21 protein-coding genes are annotated in these 22,083 nt (G+C 59.1%); 16 read left to right on the top strand and 5 right to left on the bottom strand.

Annotated elements, in window-relative coordinates:
- Positions 1–22: 22 nt before the first annotated feature.
- From K9857_RS30250 to phhA, 4 genes are all read right to left on the bottom strand, one after another.
- On the bottom strand, positions 23–154 hold the full coding sequence (locus tag K9857_RS30250) for a hypothetical protein (protein ID WP_256345623.1): 132 nt from the start codon (positions 152–154) through the stop codon (positions 23–25).
- A 291-nt stretch (positions 155–445) separates the two neighbouring features.
- A complete protein-coding gene (locus K9857_RS04255; protein ID WP_224533633.1) occupies positions 446–1,639 on the bottom strand; it encodes an amino acid aminotransferase in 1,194 nt (397 codons plus the stop codon).
- The gene (locus K9857_RS04250; RefSeq protein WP_095195740.1) at positions 1,639–1,995 is read right to left on the bottom strand and encodes a 4a-hydroxytetrahydrobiopterin dehydratase; all 357 of its coding nucleotides are present in this window, start codon (positions 1,993–1,995) and stop codon (positions 1,639–1,641) included. Before K9857_RS04250 ends, K9857_RS04255 begins: the two co-directional genes overlap by 1 nt.
- Positions 1,996–2,096: 101 nt before the next feature.
- On the bottom strand, positions 2,097–2,888 hold the full coding sequence (gene phhA / locus K9857_RS04245; RefSeq protein WP_175376827.1) for a phenylalanine 4-monooxygenase: 792 nt from the start codon (positions 2,886–2,888) through the stop codon (positions 2,097–2,099).
- A 279-nt stretch (positions 2,889–3,167) separates the two neighbouring features.
- Here phhA and K9857_RS04240 point away from each other — a divergent pair, with 279 nt between their 5' ends.
- The 14 genes from K9857_RS04240 (at position 3,168) to K9857_RS04175 (ending at position 19,086) form a co-directional block, all read left to right on the top strand.
- A complete protein-coding gene (locus K9857_RS04240; RefSeq protein WP_224533632.1) occupies positions 3,168–4,727 on the top strand; it encodes a sigma-54-dependent transcriptional regulator in 1,560 nt (519 codons plus the stop codon).
- A gap of 305 nt (positions 4,728–5,032) precedes the next feature.
- Complete coding sequence (locus K9857_RS04235; RefSeq protein ID WP_175376829.1) at positions 5,033–5,773, top strand: flagellar basal body rod protein FlgF; 741 nt, start codon at positions 5,033–5,035, stop codon at positions 5,771–5,773.
- A gap of 45 nt (positions 5,774–5,818) precedes the next feature.
- Positions 5,819–6,604 (top strand): flagellar basal-body rod protein FlgG, encoded by a 786-nt coding sequence (gene flgG, locus K9857_RS04230; protein ID WP_224533631.1) that lies wholly within the window; start codon positions 5,819–5,821, stop codon positions 6,602–6,604.
- A 52-nt stretch (positions 6,605–6,656) separates the two neighbouring features.
- Positions 6,657–7,352 (top strand): flagellar basal body L-ring protein FlgH, encoded by a 696-nt coding sequence (flgH, locus tag K9857_RS04225; protein ID WP_224533630.1) that lies wholly within the window; start codon positions 6,657–6,659, stop codon positions 7,350–7,352.
- Positions 7,353–7,373: 21 nt separating this feature from the next.
- Entirely contained in the window at positions 7,374–8,480 is a 1,107-nt protein-coding gene (locus K9857_RS04220; protein ID WP_224533629.1) for a flagellar basal body P-ring protein FlgI, read from the top strand.
- A gap of 11 nt (positions 8,481–8,491) precedes the next feature.
- A complete protein-coding gene (gene flgJ / locus K9857_RS04215) occupies positions 8,492–9,778 on the top strand; it encodes a flagellar assembly peptidoglycan hydrolase FlgJ (protein WP_224533628.1) in 1,287 nt (428 codons plus the stop codon).
- Between the two features lie 25 nt (positions 9,779–9,803).
- The gene (gene flgK, locus K9857_RS04210) at positions 9,804–11,816 is read left to right on the top strand and encodes a flagellar hook-associated protein FlgK (protein WP_224533627.1); all 2,013 of its coding nucleotides are present in this window, start codon (positions 9,804–9,806) and stop codon (positions 11,814–11,816) included.
- Positions 11,817–11,829: 13 nt separating this feature from the next.
- Complete coding sequence (locus tag K9857_RS04205) at positions 11,830–13,413, top strand: flagellar hook-associated protein 3 (RefSeq protein ID WP_224533626.1); 1,584 nt, start codon at positions 11,830–11,832, stop codon at positions 13,411–13,413.
- A gap of 316 nt (positions 13,414–13,729) precedes the next feature.
- Positions 13,730–14,659 carry a ketoacyl-ACP synthase III gene (locus tag K9857_RS04200; RefSeq protein ID WP_224533625.1) on the top strand — a complete coding sequence of 310 codons (930 nt, stop codon included), beginning with the start codon at positions 13,730–13,732 and terminating at the stop codon, positions 14,657–14,659.
- Between the two features lie 250 nt (positions 14,660–14,909).
- The gene (locus tag K9857_RS04195) at positions 14,910–16,334 is read left to right on the top strand and encodes a flagellin (RefSeq protein ID WP_224533624.1); all 1,425 of its coding nucleotides are present in this window, start codon (positions 14,910–14,912) and stop codon (positions 16,332–16,334) included.
- Between the two features lie 76 nt (positions 16,335–16,410).
- Positions 16,411–16,758, top strand: a complete 348-nt coding sequence (locus K9857_RS04190) for a flagellar protein FlaG (RefSeq protein ID WP_224533623.1) — start codon at positions 16,411–16,413, stop codon at positions 16,756–16,758.
- A gap of 81 nt (positions 16,759–16,839) precedes the next feature.
- The gene (gene fliD / locus K9857_RS04185; protein ID WP_224533636.1) at positions 16,840–18,228 is read left to right on the top strand and encodes a flagellar filament capping protein FliD; all 1,389 of its coding nucleotides are present in this window, start codon (positions 16,840–16,842) and stop codon (positions 18,226–18,228) included.
- Between the two features lie 148 nt (positions 18,229–18,376).
- A complete protein-coding gene (fliS, locus tag K9857_RS04180; RefSeq protein ID WP_224533622.1) occupies positions 18,377–18,772 on the top strand; it encodes a flagellar export chaperone FliS in 396 nt (131 codons plus the stop codon).
- Positions 18,773–18,789: 17 nt separating this feature from the next.
- Positions 18,790–19,086 (top strand): flagellar protein FliT, encoded by a 297-nt coding sequence (locus tag K9857_RS04175; protein WP_224533621.1) that lies wholly within the window; start codon positions 18,790–18,792, stop codon positions 19,084–19,086.
- A 93-nt stretch (positions 19,087–19,179) separates the two neighbouring features.
- Here the strand turns inward: K9857_RS04175 and K9857_RS04170 are convergent, their stop codons facing one another.
- On the bottom strand, positions 19,180–19,368 hold the full coding sequence (locus K9857_RS04170; RefSeq protein ID WP_224533637.1) for a hypothetical protein: 189 nt from the start codon (positions 19,366–19,368) through the stop codon (positions 19,180–19,182).
- Here K9857_RS04170 and K9857_RS04165 point away from each other — a divergent pair.
- Together K9857_RS04165 and K9857_RS04160 are read left to right on the top strand one after the other, a co-directional pair.
- A complete protein-coding gene (locus tag K9857_RS04165; RefSeq protein WP_224533635.1) occupies positions 19,279–20,733 on the top strand; it encodes a sigma-54 dependent transcriptional regulator in 1,455 nt (484 codons plus the stop codon). The genes K9857_RS04170 and K9857_RS04165 overlap by 90 nt on opposite strands.
- Before the next feature lie 110 nt (positions 20,734–20,843).
- Positions 20,844–22,079: a sensor histidine kinase gene (locus K9857_RS04160; RefSeq protein WP_224533620.1), complete on the top strand. Its 1,236-nt coding sequence runs from the start codon at positions 20,844–20,846 to the stop codon at positions 22,077–22,079.
- The last annotated feature ends 4 nt before the right edge of the window (positions 22,080–22,083 follow it).

The following is a 22,083-nucleotide window of genomic DNA, read 5'->3' as shown; positions in this document are numbered from 1 at the left end:
CACGGTCTGTACGGCGGGTGTTTCAGTCTTCGCTGTCAGCCTTGCGACTGTCAGTGGCTTCTTTCGGCTCGGGCTGTTGGGCACCGGCTTGTTGCGTGGTCGTCTGCTCAGGTTCGTGCAGGCTTGGGAAGGGGAGATTAGGAATCTCGTGCATGGTTGCGCTCCTCGCTAAGTCTGTTGGTAGATCTGGTAGATCCGCGCTTTCAAAAAAGCCTCGGCAGGATACAGCACTGGAAATGACAAATAGACTTTTATATCCATTTGTTTCGACGGATGGGATTGTCTATACAGGTTTGCAAGGGAGAAATTGTGGGAGCGAACCTGCTCGCTCCTACAGTTGTTAGGGGGCCAGCCGCAGGACCTGTGGGAGCTGGCTTGCCAGCGATGGCGGCCTGGCAGCCGACCTACATTGTTCGGGTGTACCCGCTCCCACAGTTGATGTGTGTTACTTGCAGACCGTGGCGATGGCTTCGGCCAGCAGATCCAGCCGCGTCGCATCGATCCCAGCCACGTTCGCCCGGCCCGTGCCCACCATGTAAACACTGTGATGCTCACGCAGTTGTTTGACCTGCTCCGGCGTCAATCCGGTGTAGGAGAACATCCCGCGTTGCACGCCAATGTGTGCAAAGCGTTCGCGCAGGCCGTGGGGTTCCAGGGCTTCTACCAGGCCGCTGCGTAGTTGGGCGATGCGCAGGCGCATGGTTTCCACTTCGTCGATCCAGAGGTTTTTCAGCTCCGGGTCGCCGAGGATGGTCGCCACTACCGCAGCGCCATGATCCGGCGGAGTTGACCACAGATTGCGGGCGATGTTGGCCAGTTGGCTGCGGATGTCCGTCAGTTTGTCGGCGTTTTTTGCGCAGACGATCAGTGCGCCGGTGCGGTCGCGGTACAGGCCGAAGTTCTTCGAGCAGGAGCTGGTGATCAGCACTTCCGGCAACTGGGCGGCGAACAGGCGGGTAGACCAGGCGTCCTGTTCAAGGCCGTCGCCGAAGCCCTGATAGGCGAAGTCGATCAGGGGCAGCAGTTCGCGGCGGCGCACCACATCCAGCACGCGCTTCCAGTCGTCATGGGACAGGTCGAAGCCGGTCGGGTTGTGGCAGCAGGCGTGCAGCAGGACCACATCGCCCTTGGGCGCCTGGTCGAGCACTTCGAGCATCGCCTCTACATCCAGGCGGTTGTCACTGCCCACGTAGGGGTAGTGACTGACCTTGACCCCGGCCGCCGCGAAAATGGTTTCGTGGATCGGCCAGGTCGGATTGCTCAGCCACACGCCACGGCCCGGCAGGCACTGGGCGATGAAGTCGGCGCTCAGGCGCAACGCGCCGGTGCCGCCCGGGCTCTGGGTGGCGCCGGCCCGTTTGTCGCGGATCAGCGGCGAGTCGGCGCCCAGCACCAGCTCGTTGATGACCTTGCCGAATGCCGGATCACCATGACCGCCGATGTAGATCTTGCTGGTCTGATTTTCCATCAGTCGCGCCTCGGCCAGCTTCACCGATTGCGGAATCGGCGTCAGGCCCTGGGCGTCTTTGTAGACGCCCACGCCGAGGTCGAACTTGCGCGGGTTGGGGTCCTGCGCATAGGCCTCCATCAGGCCGAGGATCGGGTCGCCGGGTACTCGGCCGATGGCGTCGAAATGCATTACTTGCGGCCCTCGGCGTCCTTGGCCACTTCGTCAGTGCGCGCGGCCATGATGAAGTCGTTGCGGTGCAGGCCCTTGATCGAGTGGCTCCACCAGGTCACGGTGACTTTGCCCCATTCGGTCAGCAGACCCGGGTGATGACCTTCGGCCTCGGAGATTTCGCCGACGGCGTTGGTGAACGCCAGGGCGTGCTTGAAATTCTTGAACAGGAAGATTTTTTCCAGCTGCATGATGCTGTCGCGAACTTCGATGTTCCAGTCCGGGATCTGCTTGATCAGGATCGGCAATTCTTCATCGCTGACCTGTGGAGCATCGGCGCGGCAGGCTTCGCAGTGGGCTTGGTTCAATGTGGACATGTTGAATTCCTGAAATCGAAAAAGAGAAGTCGATCACCTGTCACCACGCTAAAGCATAGCGAGAGTTCCTGACAGGCTCACTTGATCAAAAAAGCAGCGGTTCACGCCGCCTTGGGTTTTGGCGGAAATTTCGGCGCGTGCAGGCCCAGCTGCATGGCTTGCTTGACCATACCCATGATGTCCTCGTGGGCCAGGTCGAACAGGCGCTTGAGGTCAGGCAGGACAAAGTACAGCGGCTGCAGGATGTCGATGCGGTAGGGAGTGCGCATGCATTCCAGCGGGTCGAACGCCTGATGCTCGGGTTCGTCCGACAGGCAGTACACGGTTTCCTTCGGCGAAGACAGGATGCCGCCACCGTAGATGCGCTGGCCTTGCGGGGTATCGAGCAGACCGAACTCGATGGTCATCCAGTACAGGCGCGCCAGGTACACGCGCTCCTCCTTGGAAGCCTTGAGGCCGAGTTTGCCGTAGGTGTGGGTGAATTCCGCGAACCAGGGGTTGGTCAGCAGCGGGCAGTGGCCGAATATTTCGTGGAAAATGTCCGGCTCTTGCAGGTAATCCAGCTCTTCGCGAGTACGAATGAAGGTCGCCACGGGAAACTGCTTGCTGGCGAGCAACTCGAAAAAAGTCTGGAAGGGGATCAGTGCCGGAACGCGGGCAACTTGCCAGCCTGTGGTTTCACCGAGCACTTTGTTGATCTCGCCCAGTTGCGGAATGCGGTCGTGGGGCAGACCGAGCTTTTCGATACCGTCCAGGTATTCCTGGCACGCACGCCCTTCGATCACTTTCAGTTGGCGAGTGATCAGCGTATTCCACACCGCATGTTCTTCAGCGGTGTAGTCGATAAAACCATGCGCATCGGGCTCGCGAGCCACGTATTGCGTCTGCTTCATACAGCTCTCCTGCGAGGGAATTCGTTCTTGTTATGTACTGCTATGGACTTAGAAATACTCCAAGACGTTCGGCTTTGCAGCGGTTAGGCAGGTTGATTGGCGGAGAGAAAGTCGAAAAATCGTAAAGTTTTCGTTACGTTTAGCCCTTTGTCGCGCAGGTGTCGCGATTGGCGGGTAGGAAAAGTGCTTCGGGTGTCACATAATCTTGACGACTATCTGAGTGCCCTTGCAGAAAATCTTCGCTGCACGGGCCTCTTTCATCACTGTTCGGGCTCTTTCATGCGTATCAAAGTCCACTGTCAGAACCGCATCGGCATCCTGCGCGACATCCTCAACCTGTTGGTGGAGTACGGCATCAACGTCGCTCGCGGCGAGGTGGGCGGTGAGCACGGCAATGCGATTTACCTGCACTGTCCGAACCTGATCAATATCCAGTTCCAGGCCCTGCGTCCCAAGTTCGAGGCGATTGCCGGGGTATTTGGCGTCAAGCGCGTAGGACTGATGCCCAGTGAACGTCGGCACATGGAGCTCAATGCCTTGCTCGGCGCGCTGGAGTTTCCAGTGTTGTCGATCGACATGGGCGGCTCCATCGTTGCCGCTAACCGCGCAGCGGCACAGTTGCTCGGGGTGCGGGTCGATGAAGTGCCAGGTATTCCGCTGTCGCGCTATGCCGAAGATTTCGATCTGCCGGAACTGGTGCGCGCCAACAAATCGCGGATCAACGGCATGCGGGTCAAGGTCAAGGGCGATGTATTCCTGGCCGACATCGCGCCGTTGCAATCGGAGCACGACGACAGTGAGGCCATGGCCGGTGCGGTGCTGACGCTGCACCGCGCCGACCGGGTAGGAGAGCGCATCTATAACGTGCGCAAGCAGGAGTTGCGCGGCTTCGACAGCATCTTCCAGAGCTCCAGGGTGATGGCCTCGGTGGTGCGTGAAGCCCGGCGCATGGCGCCTCTCGATGCGCCGCTATTAATAGAAGGCGAAACCGGGACCGGCAAGGAGTTGCTGGCGCGGGCCTGTCATCTGGCCAGTCCCCGGGGGCAATCACCGCTGATGGCGCTCAACTGTGCCGGGTTGCCGGAGTCCATGGCCGAGACCGAGCTGTTCGGCTATGGCCCCGGCGCATTCGAAGGGGCGCGGGCCGAGGGCAAGCTCGGGCTGCTGGAGCTGACGGCGGGCGGGACACTGTTTCTTGACGGTGTCGGCGAGATGAGCCCGCGCCTGCAAGTGAAACTGCTGCGCTTTCTGCAGGACGGATGCTTCCGTCGGGTCGGCAGCGATGAAGAGGTCTATCTCGATGTGCGGGTGATTTGTGCGACCCAGGTCGACCTGTCCGAACTGTGCGCCCGCGGCGAGTTTCGACAGGACCTGTATCACCGCCTGAATGTGCTGTCACTGCACATCCCGCCACTGCGCGAATGCCTCGACGGTTTGCCGCCGCTGGTGGAGCACTTTCTCGATCAGGCCAGTCGGCAGATTGGCTGCCCGCTGCCGAAACTGGCGCCGGCGGCCATGGATCGGCTCAGTCATTACCACTGGCCGGGCAATGTTCGGCAGTTGGAAAACGTGCTGTTTCAGGCGGTTTCCCTGTGCGATGGCGGGACCGTCAAGGCCGAACACATTCGACTGCCGGACTACGGTGTGCGCCAGCCTTTGGGGGATTTTTCGCTGGAGGGCAAGCTGGACGAGATCGTCGGCCGGTTCGAGAAAGCGGTGCTGGAAAGCCTGTATTCCGAGCATCCGAGCAGCCGGCAATTGGGCAAGCGCCTTGGGGTTTCCCATACCACCATTGCCAACAAGTTGCGTGAGTACGATGTCGGCAAAGACAACGGCTGATTGCTCTGTGGCGAGTGGGCTTGCCCCCGTTGGTCTGCGCAGCAGTCCCATCTTTTGGGGCTGCTTCGCAACCCAACGGGGGCAAGCCCACTCGCCACAGGGAGTGAGTCGTTCCATGTTTTGCCTCTTACCGGCATGACACCGCCGGTTTTTCGACTTCAGCCTTTCCTGAAAATCCTCACAAACTCTCCCAACCCCTTTGTTTCCCGCACCTTACGCCACGAAAACCAAGTTGGTCTGCAAATTGCTTATGGCTGATCAGTACAGCAGTGGGCGGCAAACGTCCGGCAGGCAGAGGATAGATTGTGGACAAGTACCTTTATGTGGCAATGACCGGCGCCAGCCAGAATGCACTGGCGCAAAAGGCTCATGCCAACAACCTGGCGAACATCTCCACCAACGGTTTCCAGAAAGACCTGGAGCAGGCGCGTTCGATGCCGGTGTTCGGCGACAGCTTTCCGGCGCGTGCGTTTGCCATGTCCGAGCGCCCTGCCACCGACTTCACTCCGGGCTCCCTGGTGGAAACCGGTCGTGATCTGGATGTTGCCGTGCAAGGCAATGGCTGGCTGGCAGTGCAGAACCCTGATGGCGGTGAAAGCTATGTGCGCACCGGCAGTCTGGTGGTCGATGCGTTGGGCGTATTGCGCGCCGGCAACGGCATGCCGGTGATCGGCAACGGCGGCCCGATCGCCGTGCCGCCCCAGCAGCAGATCGAAGTTGGTGAAGACGGCACCATCAGCATCCGCTCGATGGGCGAGGACCCACGGGTCATGGCCGAAGTCGACCGCATCAAGCTGGTCAACCCGGACTTCAAGAACATGACCAAGGGCCTGGACGGTTCGATCCACACCAAGGACGGCCAGCCGGCGCAGGCCGATGCCAACGTCAAACTGGTGTCGGGATTCCTCGAGTCGAGCAACGTCAATGCCGTGGACGAGATGACCTCGGTGCTGGCCCTGTCCAAGCAGTTCGAACTGCACGTCAAGATGATGAACACCGCCAAAGAAGACGACCAGGCCATGGCTCGCGTCTTGCAGATCAGCTAATTATCAGAACGTCGCGCCGTAAAAAAGGCGAACGAGGAGAATTGAATGCTTCCGGCTCTATGGGTTGCCAAAACCGGTCTGTCCGCCCAGGACACCAACCTGACCACCATTTCCAACAACCTGGCCAACGTGTCGACCACGGGTTTCAAACGCGATCGCGCCGAGTTCCAGGACCTGCTCTACCAGATCAAGCGTCAGCCAGGCGCCCAGTCGACCCAGGACAGCGAACTGCCGTCGGGTCTGCAAGTGGGTACCGGTGTGCGCATCGTCGGCACCCAGAAAAACTTCAACGCCGGCAGCCTGCAAACCACCGAACAGCCGCTGGACATGGCCATCGACGGTCGCGGTTTCTTCCAGATCCTGCAACCGGACGGCACCACGGCCTACACCCGTGACGGTACCTTCCACCTGGATTCCAACGGCCAGATCGTCAACGCCAGCGGTTTCGCCCTGCAGCCGGCCATCGTCATTCCGAACGATGCCCAGACATTCACCGTCGGCAAGGACGGCACCGTGTCCATCACCACCGCCGGCAACCCGGCTTCCCAGGTGATCGGCAACCTGCAGACCGCCGACTTCATCAACCCGGCCGGTCTTCAGGCCGTGGGTAGCAACCTGTTCCTGGAAACCGGTGCCAGTGGCGCGCCGGAAGTGGGTACTCCTGGCCTGGCCGGTTTCGGCACCACGCTGCAGAACACCCTGGAAACCTCCAACGTCAGCACCGTTGAAGAGATGGTCAACATGATCACCACTCAGCGCGCCTACGAGATGAACTCCAAGGTGATCTCCACCGCCGACCAGATGCTCTCGTTCGTTACGCAGAATCTGTAATCAGTCTACAAGGCGGTCCCCCGGCCGCCTGCTACACCGTGAGGTAAGGGTCATGAAACGCTTCGTCTCTGTTATGGCATTGAGTGGGATCACCGCGCTTGCAGGTTGCGTCGCTCCGACGCCCAAGCCCAATGATCCTTACTACGCCCCGGTGCTGCCGCGCACACCGCTGCCGGCTGCCGCGAACAACGGCTCGATCTATCAGGCCGGGTTCGAACAGAATCTCTACAGCGACCGCAAGGCGTTCCGGGTCGGTGACATCATCACCATCACCTTGAACGAGAGGACCCAGGCCAGCAAAAACGCCAACTCGCAGATTGGCAAGAACAGCAAGGCCAACATCGGACTGAGCTCGCTGTTCGGCTCTACCCCAAGCACCAATAACCCGTTTGGCAGTGGCGACCTTAGTCTGGAAGCGGGCTATGAAGGCGACCGCGCGACCAAGGGTGACAGCAAGGCTGCGCAAGGCAACACTCTGACCGGCTCGATCACCGTGACCGTGGCCGATGTGTTGCCCAACGGCATCATCGCGGTACGCGGCGAGAAGTGGATGACCCTCAACACCGGTGACGAGCTGGTACGCATTGCCGGTCTGGTTCGTGCCGATGACATCGCCACCGACAACACCGTGTCCTCGACCCGTGTGGCCGACGCGCGCATCACCTATTCGGGTACCGGTTCGTTTGCCGATGCGAGTCAGCCAGGCTGGTTCGACCGTTTCTTCCTCAGCCCGTTGTTCCCTTTCTAGGTGGCTTTCCAGTTGAGCATGATGAATTTCAGAAGTCTCATGATGGCCGCCGTTCTGTTGTCGGCGGCTTTCAATGCCCAGGCCGAACGCCTGAAGGACATCGCCAGCATTTCCGGCGTACGTTCCAACCAGTTGATCGGTTACGGCCTGGTGGTCGGGCTTAACGGTACCGGTGACCAGACGACCCAGACGCCATTCACCCTGCAGACGTTCAACAACATGCTCTCGCAGTTCGGCATCAAGGTGCCGCCGGGATCGGGCAACGTGCAGTTGAAAAACGTCGCGGCGGTATCGATCAGTGCCGATCTGCCGGCGTTCGCCAAACCCGGCCAGCAGGTCGACATCACCGTTTCCTCCATCGGTAACTCCAAGAGCCTGCGTGGCGGTACGCTGCTGCTGACACCGCTCAAGGGTATCGACGGCAACGTCTACGCCGTGGCCCAGGGCAACCTGGTGGTCGGTGGTTTCGACGCCGAAGGTCGCGACGGTTCGAAGATCACCGTCAACGTGCCGTCGGCCGGTCGCATCCCTGGCGGTGCATCGGTGGAACGCGCAGTACCGAGCGGCTTCAACCAGGGCAACAGCCTGACACTGAACCTCAACCGCTCCGACTTCACCACGGCCAAGCGCATCGTCGACAAGATCAACGACATGCTCGGCCCTGGCGTAGCCCAGGCCATCGATGGCGGCTCGGTTCGCGTCACCGCGCCTCTGGATCCGAGCCAGCGCGTCGACTATCTGTCGATGCTGGAAAACCTCGAGATCGATCCGGGTCAGGCGGTGGCGAAAGTCATCATCAACTCCCGTACCGGCACCATCGTGATCGGCCAGAACGTCAAGGTTTCGCCGGCCGCCGTGACTCACGGCAGCTTGACCGTGACCATCACCGAAGACCCGATCGTCAGCCAGCCGGGCCCGCTGTCCAACGGGCAGACGGCCGTGGTGCCGCGCTCGCGGGTCAACGCCCAGCAGGAAGCCAAACCGATGTTCAAGTTCGGCCCCGGGACCACCCTCGACGAAATCGTGCGTGCGGTGAACCAGGTCGGCGCGGCGCCAGGTGACTTGATGGCGATCCTCGAAGCACTGAAACAGGCCGGCGCGCTGCAAGCCGACCTGATCGTGATCTGAGGACGACCGACATGGATATGTACAAGAGCGGCCGGATCAGCAGCAGCGATTCCGGCTCGTTTTCCGACCTGAATCGATTGAACCAGCTCAAGGTCGGCGACAAGAACAGCGACGCGAACATGCGCAAGGTGGCGCAGGAGTTCGAGTCGCTGTTCCTTGGCGAGATGCTCAAGTCGATGCGCTCGGCCACCGAAGCGCTGGGCAAGGACAACCCGCTCAATACCCCTGAAGCCAAGCAGTATCAGGAAATGTACGACCAGCAACTGGCCGTTTCCATGTCTCGCGAAGGCGGCGGTATTGGCCTTGCGGACGTGCTGATGCGCCAGATGTCGAAGAATAAACCGCTGGCACCGGGCGAGGCTGCGACCTTGTCCGCCGCCAAGCAGGAAGCCGCGAAAGCTGCTGCGCAAACCCCGATCGCCGCCGGCACCGTGGCCGTCAACGGTCCGCTGTCGCGGGTCAATGGCGAGCGTCCACTGTGGGCTTCGCGTTCTGTCAGTGCGCCAACCGGCGAGGGCACGCACCGTAATGACATGGAGTTGATCAACCAGCGCCGACTGGCCTTGCCGCCGAAATTGGCCGATCGCCTGTTGGCCGGTCTGGTGCCTTCGGCAGCCACTACTGCCAATACTCCGGCGGTCAACAAATCACCACTGCCGGAGCGTCTGGCGAGCACCGGCTCCGGCCCTCTGTACAACGGCGACTGGCTGGCCCAGGCGCAAGCCGCCTCGAACGGTCCGCTGACGATTCAGGGTCGCGCGATTGCGCAGATTCCCCTGGCGCCACCGAAGAAGGCCTTCAGCTCCGCCGACGAATTCGTCAACACCATGCTGCCGATGGCCAAGGAAGCCGCCGACCGCATCGGCGTCGATCCGCGTTACCTGGTGGCTCAGGCAGCGCTGGAAACCGGATGGGGCAAATCGGTCATGCGTGCCCAGGATGGCAGCAGCAGTCACAACCTGTTCGGCATCAAGGCCGGCAACAGTTGGCAAGGTGATTCGGCGCGAGCGATCACCAGCGAATTCAGAAATGGCCAGATGGTCAAGGAGACGGCCGAGTTCCGCTCCTACGATTCTTACAAGGACAGCTTCCATGACCTTGTAACGCTGCTGCAAACCAACAATCGCTATCAAGATGTCGTGAAGTCGGCCGATAACCCGGAACAGTTTGTACGCGAACTGCAAAAGGCCGGTTACGCCACCGACCCGCAGTACGCGAACAAGATTTCGCAGATAGCCAGGCAAATGACGAGTTACCAAAACTACGCCGCGGCGGGCGCGTCCACGACGCCTCTATAAAGACACAAGGTATAAGGTCTGAATCATGAGTTTGCTCAACATCGGAATGTCGGGTCTGTCCGCTAGCCGTGCGTCCCTGGTGACCACAGGTAACAACATTTCCAACGTCGATACCGTCGGGTACTCGCGCCAACAAACCGTACAGAACAGCAAGAACTCGATTCAGTACGGCAATGTTTTCATCGGTACCGGCACCACGCTGGCCGATGTGCGTCGGGTGTACAACAGCTACCTTGATTCGCAGTTGCAGACCACCACATCGCTCAACAGCGATGCCCAGGCTTATCTGGGGCAGGCCACTCAGGTCGACAAGCTGCTGTCCGACAGCGGCACCGGTGTGACCAAGTCCCTGCAGGCGTTTTTCTCGTCCCTGCAAACCCTGGCCGGCAACTCCAACGACAATGCCGCGCGTCAGGCGCTGCTGACCAATGCCCAGGGCTTGAGCAGTCGCTTCAATGCGATTTCCAAGCAACTGACCCAGCAAAATTCCTACATCAACGATCAATTGGGCTCGATGGCCGACCAGGTCAACAAACTGGCGTCGACCGTTGCGGCCTACAACAAGAAAATCGCCGAAGTCAGCGGCTCGGGCGGCACGCCCAACGAACTGCTGGACCAGCGCAACGAAACCGTGCGCCAGCTCAGCGAGCTGGTCGGCACTCAGGTGACCGAGACCGAGGGTCGCCTGGATATCTACCTGGGCAGCGGCCAGCCACTGGTGGTGGGCGATACCGTCAATAAGCTGCGCGTGGCGCCGGATCCGGCTGACCCGACCCGTTCCGCGATCATCATGGATCGCAACGGCTCGTCGATCGACATCACCAATGTGATGAGCGGCGGCGAGATGGGCGGTCTGGTGCGTTATCGCAACGAAGTATTGACGCCTGCGGTCAACGGCCTGGGTCGTATCGCCATGGTCGTGGCAGATCAGGTCAACAAGCAGCTGGGCCAGGGCCTGGACCAGAACGGCAATTTTGGCGCGGCCCTGTTCAACAACATCAACAGTGCGGCGGCCATCAGTCAGCGCAGCATCGCCAACGGCAACAACAACCCGGCTTCCGGCAACCTGAACGTCACTATCCAGGACACCAGCAAGGTGCAGGCCAGTGACTATCAGGTGACCATCACCGCCACCGGCTACAACGTGCGTCGCCTGTCGGACAACACCGATATGGGCAACTTCGCCTTCGCCACGCCGCCGGCCGCCGATCCGGTCATCGATGGTTTCAGCCTGAGCATCAACTCCGGCACCGTCGCTGCCGGCGACAGCTTCAAGATCACCCCGACCCGCAGTTCCGCCGCGGACATGACCACGGTCATGACCGACACCAAGACTCTGGCCACGTCCGCGCCGCTGACGTCGACCAAGGCTTCGGGCAACGACGGTACCGGCGCGGTCGGTCAACCGACCCTGAAGACCATTCTGGATATCTACAATCCGGCACAGCGTCTGGAAGTGCAGAACGCCGTCAAGGCATCGATGCCGGTTCGTATGGTGATGACCAGTGCCAGCGCCTATGAAGTATTCGACTCCAAGGGCAACAGCATCGGCACCGGCAGCATCGTGCCTGGCCAGGACAACGACCTGAACATCAACGTGCCGTACACCGATGCCGGTGGCAACGCGCAGACGTTCAGTGTGGGAATGACCATCAGCGGCAGTCCGGCGTCGGGTGACAGCTTCAACATCAACATGACGGCTGCCGACAGCACCGATAACCGCAACGCCCAGGCGCTGCTCGGTCTGCAATCGAAGGCCACCGTCGGTGCCAGTGCCACCAGCCCGGGCGTCAGCTTCACCGACGCATACGGCGGGCTTGTGACCACCGTAGGTTCGCTGACCAAGCAAGGCCAGCTGGATGCCACGGCCACCCAGACCATCAATACCAGCGCTCGCGACGCCCGTGATTCGCTGTCGGGTGTCGACCTCGATGAAGAAGCGGGCAACCTGACCAAGTATCAGCAGTACTACACGGCCTCTTCGCAGATCATCAAGACTGCGCAGGAAATTTTCAGCACCTTGATCAATGCCCTTTAAGGAGCCGTAGAACATGCGTATTTCTACAGCACAGTATTACGCCACGACGGCGGCGAACTATTCTCGCAATATGACCAACGTGATGAAAACCGCCGAGCAGGCCAGCAGTGGCATCAAGGTTGCGACAGCCGCGGATGATCCGGTCGGTGCCGCACGGTTGCTGCAATTGGAGCAGCAGAAGGCAATGCTGGGTCAGTACACCACTAACATCAGTGCATTGAGCACCGCTCAGGCGCAGGAAGAAAGTGTGTTGGACAGCATCAATACCGTGCTGCAAAAGGTCAGTGAGCTGGCGGTGCGGGCTGGTGGTGCTTCATTGAACGATGATGATCGCAAGTCTATCGGTGCAGAAGTCGCTCAGGCTGAAGAGCAACTGCTCAGTTTGATGAATAGCAAAGACGCGAACGGCAAGTACATCTTCGCCGGTGCCAGTAATAACACCCAGCCCTTTGTCCGTAACAGTGACGGCACCTACAGCTATCAAGGTGATCAGACACAGATTGAACTGAAGATCGGCGAATCGATGTCTCTGGGCTTGAACGATACTGGTTGGGATGTGTTCCAGCAGGCCATCAACGCCGCCCGCAGTTCGACCACCATGACGGCCCCGGCGGTGGATGATGGGCGGGTATCCGTGTCCCAAGGGCTGGTAAATTCCGGCCCGGCCTTCGATGCAAATTTCCGTAATGGACAGCCATACACTCTGTCGTTCACCAGCAGTACGCAATACGTGATCACTGATGCCTTGGGCAATGATGTGACTGCCGAGGCTAGCGGTGGAGGAAAATTTGATCCGGATAACAAGGATGGCTCCGATATCAGTTTTCGCGGTGTGACCTTTGCGCTGGATATCACTTACCAGGCGGGTGACACGCCGGCCAACGCCGATGCCGTCATCGCCGGTCACAGCTTCCAGCTGGCGGCAAAGCCGGACAGCTTCACCAGTACTCGTGCTCCGGGTAATACCTCGACTGCTGTGATCACTCAGACTTCGGTGACCAATGCGGCCGACTACAAGAGTTTCTTCCCGGAGGGTGGCGCTGTATTGAAGTTCACCGGCCCCGGTACCTTCGAGCTTTATGCGCGGCCATTGACCAGTAGCAGTACGCCGGTCACCACCGGAGTCGTGACAGCCGGTGTGGCCACTGCGGCCGGTGTCAGCTTTACCTTGGGCGGCACGCCGCCAACTCCTGCTGCTGGTGATCAGTTCGATATCTCGGTCAATACGCACCAGACGCAGAACGTTCTCGATACCGTCAGCCAGTTGCGTAAGGCGCTGGAAACCCCGACTGCCGGGGATCTGGCAGCACAACGAAATCTGCAAAACGTGATCGCTTCGTCCATTGCGAACCTGAGCAACTCCAAAAACCAGGTTGACCTGGCGCGAGGGGCTATCGGTGCTCGGGGCAACGTAATGGATATGCAGCGTGATTCGATTCAGAGTTCCGGGCTTATCAACACGTCTACGCAATCTTCGATCCGGGAGGCGGACCCTGCAGAAGTCCTTACCCGCCTGACCCTGCAACAGACCATGCTACAGGCCGCACAGCTGGCGTTCGCCCGAGTTTCCCAGCTGAGCCTGTTCAACAAGCTTTGAGTCGGTCCTGACCGCTCGCGGCCAGCCCCTGTCACAGGGGGGTTGGCTTTTTTTTGCACTTTTTTCGCCTGAAACGGCGCGGGGCAGGGCGCGATCCGGACCACAAAATCAAATAAAGCGACCCTCTCTGAGTGACCCGTCAGTCAAAACGCGCATCTTCACTGTATCCTGTCTGCGGGCGGTGAAGGTGTGAGGGGTGTTCAAGGGTGTTCCTTGAGCCTCGACGTTGCCTCTTCTGGGGGCCAGGCCCCGACTGTAGACGCCCTCGATTCAGCGAGCGGCGATGTTCAGCTGTTTATTATTTGGGAAGCCATAAATGATTGGCATAAAAAATATAGCGAGTTACGTACCGACAGCCGGGGTTGATAACTACGCCCAGGGTGCAAAGTTCGACAAGGACGAGACCTTTATCCTTGGCAAGATCGGTTCCGCGTTTTTGCCACGCATGGATGCTGATCAGGAAACCTCCGATCTGTGTGTCGAAGCAGCCAATGCGTTGTTCGCCGCCAATCCTGAACTCAAGCGTGAAGCCATTGACTGCCTGATCGTCGTCACCCAGAACGGTGACGAAGAAGGATTGCCGCACACCGCTGCCATCGTTCAGGACAAACTGGGCTTGTCGACTCATGTCGCCGCTTTCGATATTTCCCTGGGCTGTTCCGGTTACGTCTACGGCCTCTACGCAATCAAGGGCTTCATGGAAGCGGCAGGGCTGAAAAACGGCCTGCTGATCACCGCCGATCCTTATTCGAAGATCGTCGATCCGGAAGACCGCAACACCACCATGCTGTTCGGCGATGCCGCCACCGCGACCTGGATGGGCGAAAACGCCGTCTGGCAGCTGGGCAAATCGAAGTTCGGCACCGATGGCTCCGGCGCACCGCACCTGAAAGTCTCCGATGGCGTGTTCTTCATGAACGGCCGCCAGGTCTTCAACTTCGCCCTGTTGAAAGTCCCGGCGCATTTACATGAACTGCTGGACGAGTCGAATCTGCAGGCCAGCGACATCAATGCGTTCTGCATTCACCAGGGCAGTGCGGCGATTGTCGATGCCGTGGCCCGTCGCTTCGAAGAAGGCGAACCGGAGAAGTTCGTCAAGGACATGCTCGAAACCGGTAACACGGTATCGTCGAGCATTCCGCTGCTGTTGCAGAACCATGTGTTCGATTCCACCTGGACCCGCGTCGCCATCAGCGGCTTTGGCGTGGGCCTCTCGTGGGGTTCGGCGATTCTCTATCGCGGTTGATCGACTCGATCGCCGCGGCAGAAAAAACGCCCGGGAATTTCCATTCCCGGGCGTTTTTCGTTTTTCTGGCGCCGACTTTATGACTCTAAACCCTTGAAAATAAAGGGCTGGCACGCTGCCATTAAAAAAATCAAAAAAAGCCCTCAAGCAAACCGGTACCACGACGATAACTATTACGTAGGTTCTCTAGGCCACACCAGGCGGTTGCCAAGGCCGGAAGCCGCAGTATCCATCCAACGAGGATTTCGTCATGGCTTTAACCGTAAACACTAACATCGCTTCCATCAGCACTCAGGGTAACCTGAACAAAGCCGGCGGCGCCTTGCAAACTTCCATGCAGCGCCTGTCCTCCGGCCTGCGTATCAACAGTGCCAAAGACGACGCTGCCGGCCTGCAAATTGCCAACCGTCTGACCAGCCAAATCAACGGTCTGGGTCAAGCGGTCAAGAACGCCAACGATGGTATCTCCATCGCGCAAACCGCTGAAGGCGCAATGCAGGCTTCGACCGACATTCTGCAAAAGATGCGTACCCTGGCTCTGTCCTCGGCCACCGGCTCCCTGAGCGCTGACGACCGTAAGTCGAACAACGACGAATACCAGGCTCTGACTTCCGAGCTGACCCGTATCTCGCAAACCACCACATTCGGTGGCCAGAAACTGCTCGACGGTTCGTACGGCACCAAGGCCATTCAGGTCGGTGCCAACGCTAACGAAACCATCAACCTGAGCCTGGACAACGTTGCGGCCAACAACATCGGTTCGCAGCAAATGAAAAGCACTTCGCTGGTCCCGGTTGCGGCTGGTTTTGCAGGGGGTGTGGTCAACATCACCGGTAATGGTCAGACTGCAGCCGTTACGCTGACTACGGGTCTTCTGGGTGAGTCGGCTAAATCCATTGCTCAGAAATTCAACGGCGCCGTGGGCGGCCTTAGCGCCACTGCAAGCACCGAAGCTCAATTCACCGTGGGTGCGGCTGCTGCGACCACTCCTGCTTCCTTCACCATGACTATCGGTGGCTCGGCCGTCGCATTCGTTGGCGTGAAAGATACAGCTAGCTTTGCTGACCAGTTGAAGTCGAACTCCGCGAAGCTGGGCATCAGTGTTAACTACGATTCGGTCAAAGACACTCTGTCGATCAAATCCGATTCGGGTGAGAACATCGCATTCAGCGCTTCGACCGATGCTGGTTCGATCACCATCGCTACTAAAAACGGGTCCGGCACCTACGGCGGCACTGCGGCCTTGGCTGATGGCATTATCGCTACCGGCGCTGTCAACCTGGACTCGGCCAAAGGCTTCTCGATGACCGGCGCTGGTTCTACTGCTTTGTTCGGCGCGGGTAATACCTCGTCGGTCAAAACCACTATCGCTCAAACCGACGTGACTGATGCCACCAAAGCGCAAAACGCTCTGGCAGTAATCGACAAGGCCATCGGTTCGATCGACAGCGTACGTTCGGGTCTGGGTGCTACCCAAAACCGTCTGACTACTACCGTTGACAACCTGCAGAACATCCAGAAGAACTCCACCGCTGCTCGCAGCACCGTGCAAGACGTGGACTTCGCTGCTGAAACTGCCGAGCTGACCAAGCAACAAACACTGCAATCGGCTTCCACCGCGATCCTGTCGCAAGCCAACCAGCTGCCATCCGCTGTACTGAAGCTGCTTCAGTAATATCGGCGCTAGGTGATTGACGGAAGGGCGCGTTTACGTGCCCTTTTTGTCTTTTCGTTGATTGAGGAGATCGGACATGGACATGAGCGTCAAGTTGAACCAGTCTTATCCGCCGGTAGCGCTGCTGCACCCCGCCGCGCCGACTGAGCGGGCCAGCCAACCCAAAGTTGAAGCCGTTGCCGACTCTTCTGCCGAGAGCAAGCGTGAGGAGTTGGAAAAGGCAGTCACCGACATTCGCGAATTCGTACAAGCGAGCCAGCGTCAGCTGGATTTTTCGATTGACGATTCGACCGGCCGAGTCGTGGTCAAAGTCATTGCCACCGAAAGTGGTGACGTGATTCGCCAGATCCCTTCGGAAACCGCGTTGAAATTGGCACAAAGCCTGAGCCAGGCAAGCAGCTTGTTATTTGATGACAAAGTCTGAGCTGGCATGAATTTTGTTGCTGTTGCCCTCTGGCGCACATTGCGTCAGTAAAGCAGCGGCCACTGCATATGGAGATTGATGATGGCGGGTTCAACGGTTAGTGGTATTGGTTCAAATATCGATACCCAAGCGATCGTAAAAGCTTTGGTGGATGCCCAGCGCGCGCCCAAGCAGGCACAGATCGATACTCAGAGTGCGAAAGCGACCACCACGCTGTCATCGATCGGCAAGATTCAGGCAGCCCTGGATGCCTTCCGTGGTGCACTGACGACCATGGGCACCGACAACAGCTTCAGTGGCTTGTCGGCCACGTCTTCGGATGAAAAAGTCGCCACAGTCACAATGGGCAAAGGCGCGTCCAGCGGCACCTATTCGTTATTGGTCACACAGTTGGCGTCGGCATCGAAATTGTCGACCCGCACATTCGTGGATGGTCCTACGTCCGTCGTCAATGCTGGCACAACGGCGACTACGCTGACGATCTCGCAGTCGGGGAAAAACTTCGACGTCAGCATTCCGCCCAATGCGACGCTGCAGGAAGTGCGCGAAAGCATCAACACGCAGTTCTCCACTGCCGGGCTTAGCGCCAACATCCTCACCGACTCCACCGGCTCGCGGCTGGTGCTTACCTCCACTGCCATGGGCGTCGGTTCAGACTTGACGATGTCGGGCAACTCGGGCATCAACACCGGTTCAACGGTGATCGAGGTGCCCAAAGATGCCAAGTACAAGATCGATAACGGTGCTGAACTGATCTCCAAAAGCAACACAATTACCGACGCGATCAGCGGCGTGAATCTCAAGTTGCTGGCGGTTTCGCCAACGCCGACCGGGGGGGGGGCACCGACGCCGTCCACGCTGACATTGAGCACCAGTACCCCGGCGTTGAAGTCCGGCGTCAAAGGCTTTGTCGACACCTATAACGCATTGATGAAAGAGATCAACGCGCAGACCAAAGTCACCAAGAATGCCGACGGTACTTCCGTTGCCGCGTCCCTGACCGGGGATTCGATGATGCGCAGCCTAGTCACGTCGATTCGCAACGAGATGAACGCGCTGTCCGGCACCGGTAGCATGAAGTCGCTGGCCGAGTTCGGTATCAGTACCTCATCCGAAACTGGGCTGCTGGTAATCGATGACAAGCGTTTCTCCAAAGCCATTGAAACCAATGCCGCGGACATCAGCAGTATTTTCAGCGGCAAGGACGGTCTGTTGACGCGTTTGGGCACGGCCACGGACACCTACGCCAAGGCCAGCACTGGAATGCTGGCGGAGCGCACTAAATCCCTCGCCGATACATTGACGGATTTGAACAAGGAGCAATCGGCGCTGAACGAGCGGATTGCCTCATTGCAGCTCAGTCTAAGCGCGAAATACAACGCGATGGACTCGCTGGTCGCCAAATTGCGTGCGCAGAGCGACAGCATCATGACCACGTTGAACGCCTTGAATAACCCGAAACAAAGTTAACAGCGCCCCGGCACAAAAAACCCAGGCTTGTCGAAAAGACAGTGCCTGGGTTTTTCATTGTGTGCCGACTGGTTAAAGTTATGGGCTGTTGCGTCGACATAATGGTTAGAGCAATTCATTTTCAGCAGTCGTCTGCCGAGGTAGAAACATGAACCCCATGAGAGCCCTTCGCCAATATCAGAAGGTCAATTCGCACGCTCAGATCTCTGAAGCCAACCCGCATCGTCTGGTGCAGATGCTGATGGAAGGCGGGCTCGACCGCATGGCCCAGGCCAAGGGCGCGCTGGAGCGTGGCGATGTCGCTCTCAAGGGGCTGATGCTGGGCAAGGCGGTGGACATCGTCATCGGGCTGCGCGATGGGCTTAACCCGGAGAAGACCGAAGATCCGTCTTCAGTGCAGCAACTCGACAGTTTGTACGCCTATATGGCGAACCGCCTGATGGAAGCTAATCGCGACAACGACGCGGCAATCATCGACGAAGTATCAGGTTTGCTCGAAACCCTTAAAAGCGGTTGGGATGCCATTGCCAGCCCACAGGCCTAACGGCCGAGGATGACGTCATGAGTCAAGCACTGCGGCGAATTGAAGAAACCCGTGAAGCGCTGGTCGATGCCTTGGCGGCGCGTAACTGGGATGCGATTGGCGAGCTGGATTCGACCTGTCGCGAGTGTGTCGAGGAAGTGCTGAGCGAAGCGCCGATCGACGAAGAGGCGGTGCGCAGCAATCTTGAGGGGTTGTTAGCGGTGTACAAGGACCTGCTGACCGCGACAATTGGCGAGCGCCAGGCAATCGTCGATGAGATGTCGCAGATCAATCAAGCACAAAAGGCGTCAAAGGTTTACCATCTGTTTGGTTAATTGACGCCAGTTAATCCAAACATAGTGCGCCATAAATTTGACTGTGCACGGTTTTTTGACTTAACTAGTGGCTGTTCCAGATTTCAGTCGTCTTCAGGCATAGTTCGCCTGCAAGCGTTTAGCTTGCCCCAGCATTTTGGGCATCGAGTTGACTAGGGAAGTTGCTATTGCATGTGGCGTGAAACCAAAATTCTGCTGATTGATGACGATAGCGTCCGCCGCCGCGACCTGGCGGTGATTTTGAATTTTCTCGGCGAAGAAAATTTGCCCTGCGGAAGCCATGATTGGCAGCAGGCTGTCGGCTCTTTGTCATCCAGTCGTGAAGTGATCTGTGTCCTGATCGGGACGGTCAATGCTCCTGGCGCTTTGTTGGGCTTGTTAAAGACACTCTCGACATGGGATGAGTTCCTTCCTGTTTTGCTGATGGGCGATAATTCTTCCAGCGAACTGCCGGAAGACCAGCGTCGTCGTGTGCTTTCGACCCTGGAAATGCCACCCAGCTACAGCAAATTGCTCGATTCCCTGCACCGTGCCCAGGTCTATCGCGAGATGTACGACCAGGCCCGCGAGCGCGGTCGCCATCGCGAACCCAACCTTTTCCGCAGCCTTGTCGGCACCAGCCGGGCGATTCAACACGTCCGTCAGATGATGCAGCAGGTGGCCGATACCGACGCCAGTGTGTTGATCCTGGGCGAGTCCGGTACCGGCAAGGAAGTGGTCGCGCGTAATCTGCACTATCACTCCAAGCGCCGCGAAGCACCGTTCGTTCCGGTGAACTGCGGGGCGATTCCGGCCGAGTTGCTGGAAAGCGAATTGTTCGGTCACGAGAAGGGCGCCTTCACCGGTGCGATCACCAGCCGTGCCGGGCGTTTCGAGCTGGCCAACGGCGGCACGCTGTTCCTCGACGAAATCGGCGACATGCCATTGCCGATGCAGGTCAAGCTGCTGCGCGTCCTGCAGGAGCGCACCTTCGAGCGCGTGGGCAGCAACAAGACCCAGAGCGTCGACGTGCGCATCATTGCGGCAACCCACAAGAATCTCGAAAGCATGATCGAGATCGGCACCTTCCGCGAAGATCTCTACTACCGCCTCAACGTGTTCCCGATCGAGATGGCCCCGCTGCGCGAGCGCGTCGAGGATATCCCGCTGCTGATGAACGAGCTGATCTCGCGTATGGAGCACGAGAAGCGCGGTTCGATCCGCTTCAACTCGGCGGCGATCATGTCCCTGTGCCGTCACGGCTGGCCGGGCAACGTCCGCGAGCTGGCCAACCTGGTGGAGCGCATGGCGATCATGCATCCGTACGGGGTGATCGGCGTGGTCGAGTTGCCGAAGAAATTCCGCTACGTCGATGACGAAGACGAGCAAATGGTCGACAGCCTGCGCAGCGATCTCGAAGAGCGCGTCGCCATCAACGGCCACAACCAGGACTACACCGCCAGCGCGCTGTTACCGCCGGAAGGCCTGGATCTGAAGGACTACCTCGGTGGCCTGGAGCAGGGTCTGATCCAGCAGGCGCTGGACGATGCCAACGGTATCGTGGCGCGCGCGGCTGAACGCCTGCGTATTCGCCGCACCACCCTGGTGGAGAAGATGCGCAAGTACGGCATGAGCCGTCGTGACGGTGATGAACAGGCGGATGATTGACGCCTTTTTTTCAAGTGCTTCATTTATAAACGGTTTTTTTTAGGCACGGGTATTGCTACGCCTCTCGCAACGTTCCGTTTCACTGACGGTCAGCCAAGCGAGAAAGTACGATGCCGCAAGCCGCCCAGATCTCTCCTGTCTCTGATGCCTTTGGGGATGCCCATGGGCATCCTCCGTCTGTAGAGCAGGCAAGCCGGCTTGGCCTCGAGCAGGCGTTCGCCCTGTTCAACCAGATGTCCACTCAGCTCAACAGCTCCTACAGCATGCTCGAAGCCCGGGTGACCGAGCTCAAGGGCGAGCTGGCGGTGGTCAGTGCCCAGCGCATGCAGGAACTGGCGGAAAAAGAACGGCTGGCCAACCGTCTGCAAAACCTCCTCGATCTGTTGCCCGGTGGTGTCATCGTCATTGACGCCCAAGGCATCGTGCGCGAAGCAAACCCCGCGGCTTGTGAGCTGCTTGGCCTGCCTTTGGAAGGCGAGTTGTGGCGCCATGTCATTACCCGCTGCTTTGCGCCTCGTGACGACGACGGCCACGAAGTTTCCCTGAAGGACGGTCGGCGTCTGTCGATTGCCACGCGCTCGCTGGATGCCGAGCCTGGACAACTGGTATTGCTCAACGACCTGACTGAAACCCGTCACCTGCAGGACCAACTGGCTCGCCACGAACGCCTGTCGTCCCTGGGGCGCATGGTCGCCTCGCTGGCTCACCAGATTCGCACGCCGCTGTCCGCAGCCTTGCTCTACGCCAGTCATTTGACTGAGCAGGAACTGCCGGTCGACATCCAGCAACGTTTTGCCGGACGCCTCAAGGAGCGCCTGCACGAACTGGAGCATCAGGTGCGCGACATGCTGGTCTTCGCCCGTGGCGAGTTGCCGCTGACTGACCGCGTCACCCCCAAACAGTTGATGCAGTCGCTGCAAGCGGCGGCGCTGCCCCATGTGCTGGACCTGTCCATTCGCTGGCAGTGCGACAGCCATGCCGGCGAGTTGCTGTGCAATCGCGACACCCTCGTCGGCGCCTTGCTCAATCTCATCGAAAACGCCGTGCAGGCCAGCAGTCGTGACGTGCGCCTGAAGGTGCATCTGTATACCCGCGACAACCAGTTGCGGGTGTGTGTCAGCGACAGCGGCAGCGGCATCGACAGCGTTGTGCTGGCGCGTCTCGGCGAACCGTTTTTCACCACCAAGGCCAATGGGACCGGGCTCGGCCTTACCGTGGTCCACGCCGTTGCCCGTGCGCATCAGGGCGCGTTGCAGTTGCGCTCGCGGCCGGGGCGCGGGACTTGCGCGCAGGTGATCCTGCCGCTGTTTTGCGATGAATCACGTAACGCTCAAGGAGTGGAGTGAACGT

Origin of the sequence: Pseudomonas sp. REP124, from assembly GCF_020164475.1 — a bacterium.
In the GTDB taxonomy this organism is placed as follows: Bacteria; Pseudomonadota; Gammaproteobacteria; order Pseudomonadales; family Pseudomonadaceae; genus Aquipseudomonas.
This window is presented reverse-complemented; position numbering and strand designations above follow the sequence as displayed.